Source organism: Alcanivorax sp. HI0083, assembly GCF_001635175.1.
Window position 1 is genome coordinate 1 of sequence record NZ_LWFX01001551.1, and the last position, 510, is coordinate 510.

Below are 510 nucleotides of genomic sequence, written 5' to 3' on the forward strand. Positions count from 1 at the left end.
GCCGAGCCCCAAAAGGTCTGCGTCGCCATGCAGGGTGTAGCCCTGGAAATTGCGATGCAGCAGGCCGTTTTTCTGTGCCACGGACAGGCTGTCGTTTTCCAGCGCAAAATGGTCCATGCCGATATATCGGTAGCCTTGCTCCTGAAGCATTTTTCCGGCACGGGTCAGCATGCCGAGCTTCTCTTCCGGGCCGGGCAGGGCTTGCTCCTGGATCTGACGCTGAACCTTGAACCGTGAAGGCAGGTGGGCATAGTTGTACAAGGAGATACGATCTGGCCGAAGTGGCAGCAGCCGCTCCAGCGTGCGTGCCAGACTCGATTCAGACTGCCAGGGCAGGCCGTAAATCAGATCGGTATTGATAGAGCGAAAACCAAAGTCACGGCTCCATGCCATGGTATCGCGGATCAGCTCATAGGGCTGGACACGATTGACCGCTTTCTGCACACGCGGATCCAGATCCTGCACACCCAGGCTGACGCGATTAAAACCGAGCCCACGCAGCAATCCCAG

1 protein-coding gene is annotated in these 510 nt (G+C 57.8%); it reads right to left on the reverse strand.

Annotated elements, in window-relative coordinates; translation table 11 throughout:
* A partial coding sequence (locus A3754_RS23240; protein ID WP_156497173.1) for a radical SAM protein occupies positions 1–510 on the reverse strand: 510 nt, incomplete at both ends.